Source organism: uncultured Acetatifactor sp., assembly GCF_948601915.1.
GTDB lineage: Bacteria > Bacillota > Clostridia > Lachnospirales > Lachnospiraceae > Acetatifactor.
In genome coordinates, this window is record NZ_CAPDXS010000113.1 from 13,081 (window position 1) to 17,858 (window position 4,778).

Annotated in this window: 4 protein-coding genes; all 4 read right to left on the reverse strand. The window is 54.0% G+C overall.

Annotated features, from left to right (window positions below; genetic code table 11):
• Positions 1 to 953: 953 nt before the first annotated feature.
• Positions 954 to 2,321 (reverse strand): NCS2 family permease, encoded by a 1,368-nt coding sequence (locus Q2B33_RS17400; RefSeq protein ID WP_300569041.1) that lies wholly within the window; start codon positions 2,319 to 2,321, stop codon positions 954 to 956.
• A gap of 114 nt (positions 2,322 to 2,435) precedes the next feature.
• Positions 2,436 to 2,858 carry a cytidine deaminase gene (cdd, locus tag Q2B33_RS17405; protein WP_300569038.1) on the reverse strand — a complete coding sequence of 141 codons (423 nt, stop codon included), beginning with the start codon at positions 2,856 to 2,858 and terminating at the stop codon, positions 2,436 to 2,438.
• Positions 2,859 to 3,007: 149 nt separating this feature from the next.
• On the reverse strand, positions 3,008 to 3,847 hold the full coding sequence (locus Q2B33_RS17410; protein WP_300569035.1) for a purine-nucleoside phosphorylase: 840 nt from the start codon (positions 3,845 to 3,847) through the stop codon (positions 3,008 to 3,010).
• A 243-nt stretch (positions 3,848 to 4,090) separates the two neighbouring features.
• Complete coding sequence (locus tag Q2B33_RS17415) at positions 4,091 to 4,729, reverse strand: aldo/keto reductase (protein ID WP_330691393.1); 639 nt, start codon at positions 4,727 to 4,729, stop codon at positions 4,091 to 4,093.
• Positions 4,730 to 4,778: the final 49 nt, after the last annotated feature.

Sequence of the window (4,778 nt, forward strand, 5' to 3'; positions counted from 1 at the left end):
CCTCACAGCAGCGCATCAGCCGCATGATATAGGAAAAGCTGGCGATATAAGGGTCAATCTCCCCCTTTTCCTTAAAATAGGACAGGATATTGTAGATGATCAACCCCACGATCCCCAGAATCGCCAGGGAGAAGTTCACCCACAACAGCCCGATCAGCGGAAGGAACAGCAGATCCATGAGAAGGTGCTTCCGGCTGGAGCGCTCCCCCAGGAGATCCAGATTGTCCAGATAGTCATAGAGGGAGAACTTCCCGGTATGTCCCAGGCGGTTTGCGGCAAGCTGCACCCGCACCCTTGTCTCCGGATGCTCCCCGAAGAACCGGACCGCCTCCTCCAGACGGGCCAGCTCCCCCTCCTCCTGCTTCAGGGTGCGCAATGTATAGTACAGATACTCCTCCCCTGACGCGGAGAGGGTATAGTTCATCCTCTTGAATAATTCGTCCATCCCAAGGTCATTCCATGTGATGTCGTCCAACTGCCCTTTTCTTTGATGTCTGTCGAAAAAACTCCCCATCCTCGCGAACCGTTCCAGGGCATATTCCTTCTCGGAGAGCTTGCCGTAATCATGATATAAAGTATCGATGAATCTCTTTTCTTCCCTTTTCGTCCGCACGCTCTCCGACACGAAGATGACCAGCACGAACGCAGCCATAGCCAATATAAAAAACAGATATTCCATATTTATTTTCGCCCTTCTTATCTTTACCCGACTCTGTCCGCTGCTTTCCGCCTACAGGCCGGGTCACCTGGAAGAACAGCATTCCAACGGCAGGTTCCAGCCGCCGCGGGTATATACTGCATAACGCTGAATGCTGCCTAATGTAATCATGTGAATGAACCTGTCAGCGTTATGCAGTCCGGTTTCACGGCAAGTGAAATCGTTAAGCAGTATAAATTCAACGACGAGCAGCCCGAAGGCTGCCCGCCGTACTGCAAAGCATTACAGTATCGTCTTACAGGAAGATATATTTCAGAATAAACAGCACTGTAAGGACATACATCAGAACGCTTACCTTCCCTTTCGCCTTGCCTGCGCAGAGATGCAGAATCGTCCAGGAAATCACGCCCATCGCGATTCCCTCGGATATGCTGTACATCAAAGGCATGGAGAGGATGCACAGGAACGCGGGAATGGCTTCCAGCATGTTCTCCCAGTCAATCTTTGCAACGGATGCTATCATATAAAATCCGACTATGATAAGCGCGGGAGCGGTGGCGAAAGAAGGAATCGTGAGGAACAGCGGCGAGAAGATCACGGAAAGCAGGAACAGCAGACCGGTCACCACCGCCGTCAGGCCCGTCCTTCCGCCCTCGGTCACACCGGAGGCGCTCTCCACAAAAGTGGTGGTGGTGGAAGTTCCAAGAACCGCGCCTGCGCTTGTGGCAATGGCATCTGCCAGGAGCGCTCCCTTGATCCTGGGAAGCTTGCCGTCCTTGTCCAGCATATTCGCCTTGGAGGAAACGCCGATAAGGGTTCCCAATGTATCAAAGATATCCACAAACAGGAACGCAAAGATGACCACAAAGAATTCCGTAATGCTCTTCAGCGCCCCGAAGTCAGCCTTGAAGACCTGGCCGAAGGTATTCCCCAGAGCCGAAAAGTCAAAGGAAACCAAGGCCGTGGGAATCACGGAATACATTCCCAGCTCGGGATTTGGCTTATATATTCCTATCAGTTCGCACAGAATCCCCAAAACCCACGTAATCAGGATACCGAACAGAATACCGCCCTTCACCTTTTTGATCAGAAGATAGCCGGTAATCAGGACTCCGATCAGGGCCAGGAGCGCCCCCATGCCTACAGAACTGAAATCCGTCTTGAAATTCTGATAGGAAACCAGCGTGGAATCATTGTTCACCACAATCTTGGCGTTCTGAAGGCCAATGAAGGCAATGAACAGACCGATGCCGGCGCTCACCGCGGACTTCAGCGTCATGGGAATGGCATTGAAGATGGCTTCCCTGACATTTGTCACGGAAAGCACGATGAAGATCAATCCCTCCGCGAACACTGCCATCAATGCGATCTGCCAGGAATACCCGTAATTCAGTACCACGGTATAGGCAAAATACGCGTTGAGCCCCATTCCGGGGGCCAGTGCAAACGGATAGTTGGCTAAAAGGGCCATCAATATGGTTCCCAGGAATGATGCCAGCGCCGTTGCAAGAAGAACTGCATTCGCATCCATTCCCGATGCGGAAAGGATGTTCGGATTCACGGCCAGGATGTACGCCATGGTCATAAAGGTGGTGATACCGGCCATGACCTCGACTTTCACGCTCGTGCCGTTTTCCTTGAGCTTAAATAGTTTCTCTAACATGTTTTCTCCCTCCTATGTAGATTTGAATTAGAGAATGATGATAGAACCGCACTGCGGCTCATATATTTGCGAAGCGCATGCATAGGCATACAATACGCTTTACAAACTAAGGATTCACTGGATGGAGCTCCCTCCGAATCCATGGGGTAGCAGCTCCTCCAGGGTATAGACCTTATAGTCCGTGGCGGTTTTCACCACGATGATCCGGAAATCCTCCCCTGCGAACTCCTTCATGACCTGCCTGCAGATGCCGCAGGGATAGGCGTAGTCCACAGGCTCCTGCCCTTCCATGCCCCCGGCGATGGCGATGGCCCGGAACCGCCGCCTGCCCTCGCTGACCGCCTTGAAGATGGCAGTCCGCTCCGCGCAGTTGGTGGCGCCGTAGGAGGCGTTCTCGATGTTGCCGCCCTGATAGATGTCGCCCTCCGCCGTCAGCAGCGCCGCGCCCACCGTATAATGGGAGTAGGGCGTATAGGCCCTGTCCCTTGCCTCCAATGCCGCGCCCACCAGGCCTGCAATGTCAAATTCCGTTTCCATATCCACATCTCCTGTCCCAAATCCTGCGCGGCTTCCTGTATCCGCCTCCCCAGGCCGCACATCCCGCCCGTTCTCCGGTCATCCGCACCCTGTTCCTGTGCCGCGTTCCTTTTTCCGCTATTTTCCTCTGTCCTCCTGCCCGCCGGAGCCTATGCCGTCAGAAAAGCAGCCATGCCCTTCACGGCTTCCGTCACCAGCCTCTTGAATGCCGGCGCGGCCATGTCCGCCGCCTCCTGCACCTCCCTGTGGCTCAGCGGATGCTCCGACATGCCGGCGGCCAGGTTGCTGATGCAGGATACGCCGCATATCTTCATGCCCGTGTGGTTGGCGGCGATGGCCTCCACCACCGTGCTCATCCCCACCGCGTCGCAGCCCAGCATCCGCAGCATCCGAATCTCCGCAGGGGATTCATAAGACGGCCCTGTCATCTGGGCGTACACGCCTTCCTGCAGATAGATATGGTTCTCCTTCGCCCTCCCCACAATCAGCTTCTGCAGCTCTCTGTCATATACCTTGCTCATGTCCGGGAAGCGCGGGCCCAGCTCGTCTATATTCGGACCGATCAGAGGGTTGGGCGCGAATGCGGAGATATGATCTCTGATCAGCATCAAATCCCCCGCATGGAAAGAAGTGTTCACGCCCCCCGCAGCGTTCGTCAGGAACAGGATTTCCGCCCCCATCAACTTCAGCAGCCTGACGGGCAGCACCACATCGCTGACAGGATAGCCCTCATAATAATGCACCCGTCCCTTCATGCAGGCCACGGGAACCTGGTCGATATATCCGAAGATGAACTTGCCTGCATGCCCCGGCACCGTAGATACCGGGAATCCCTCTATCTCGCTGTAGGGAAGCTCATATTCCACCCGGATGTCCTCCGCGTAGTCCCCCAGCCCGGATCCCAGCACCACAGCCACCTTCGGGACAAAGGCCGTCCGCTTCCTGACATCCTCATAGCACCGCATCAGCTTCTCGTATACCTGCCCCATGGCTGTCCTCCTTTTTCACTGTCCGTATGAGTATTTCCGTTTTTTTAGAAAAAATTAATAAAATCATTATACTAAAGAATGCACAAAAAAGCAATTAGTTTCTGATTTATATATTTTTTAGCATTTATAGCCATATATTAAGTTCTTTCCGGCAATGCAGAAAACGGCAGAGTCTGCATTTCTCTGCCGTTCCCTGGTCCTATCCCTATTTCTCATCCGCAGTCGAATCTGCCGCTGCAATTCTTAATCACATAAAATCTCGCATACCTTCTCAAGATGCTCCCTGATCGCCAGATGCTGGGGGCATTTCTTCTCGCAGATGCCGCACTTTTTGCAGTCCGCAAAGGTCTTGCCCTCCTTCTCAAGGTAATTCTTCATCATGTTCCTGGCATGGTCTTTCAGGCCGTATACATTATAGTAGGTATACATCTCGAAGATGCGCGGGATGTCGATCCCCACCGGGCAGGGCTGGCAGTATTTGCAGCCTGTGCAGTACAGCTCCGAGAACTTCTTGATCTCCTCCATGGCGACGCCCAGCTGCTCCCACTCCTGCGCCGAGAATGCCGTATCATCCGAGGCCACCTTTACATTCTTCTGCACCATGTCCAGGTTCTGCATGCCGGAGAGGGCGCAGTTCAGGTTCGGGTTGCCCAGGCAGAACTTGAAAGCCAGCTCGTAGGTAGCGATGGAGGCCTTGCCGGTGAGCTTCGCGTAGAGGTCTGTGGGAGCCGCCAGCCTGCCGCCGCCCACAGGTCCCATGGCCACGGTGCCAAGGCCCTTTTCATTCACATATTTGATCATCTCCTCATTGGAGCGGTCAAGGAGATTGTACTGACAGAGCATGGACTCCATCTTCACGCCCCGTTCCTCAGAGGTGTCCACGATGTGCCTGATGACTTCCGGCGCGTCATGCAACTAGAAGGAAATTTGG

Coding starts and splice junctions, on each gene's coding strand:
- Q2B33_RS17400 (WP_300569041.1), bottom strand. CDS start 2,321: ATGTTAGAGAAACTATTTAAGCTCAAGGAAAACGGCACGAGCGTGAAA.
- cdd (WP_300569038.1), bottom strand. CDS start 2,858: ATGGAAACGGAATTTGACATTGCAGGCCTGGTGGGCGCGGCATTGGAG.
- Q2B33_RS17410 (WP_300569035.1), bottom strand. CDS start 3,847: ATGGGGCAGGTATACGAGAAGCTGATGCGGTGCTATGAGGATGTCAGG.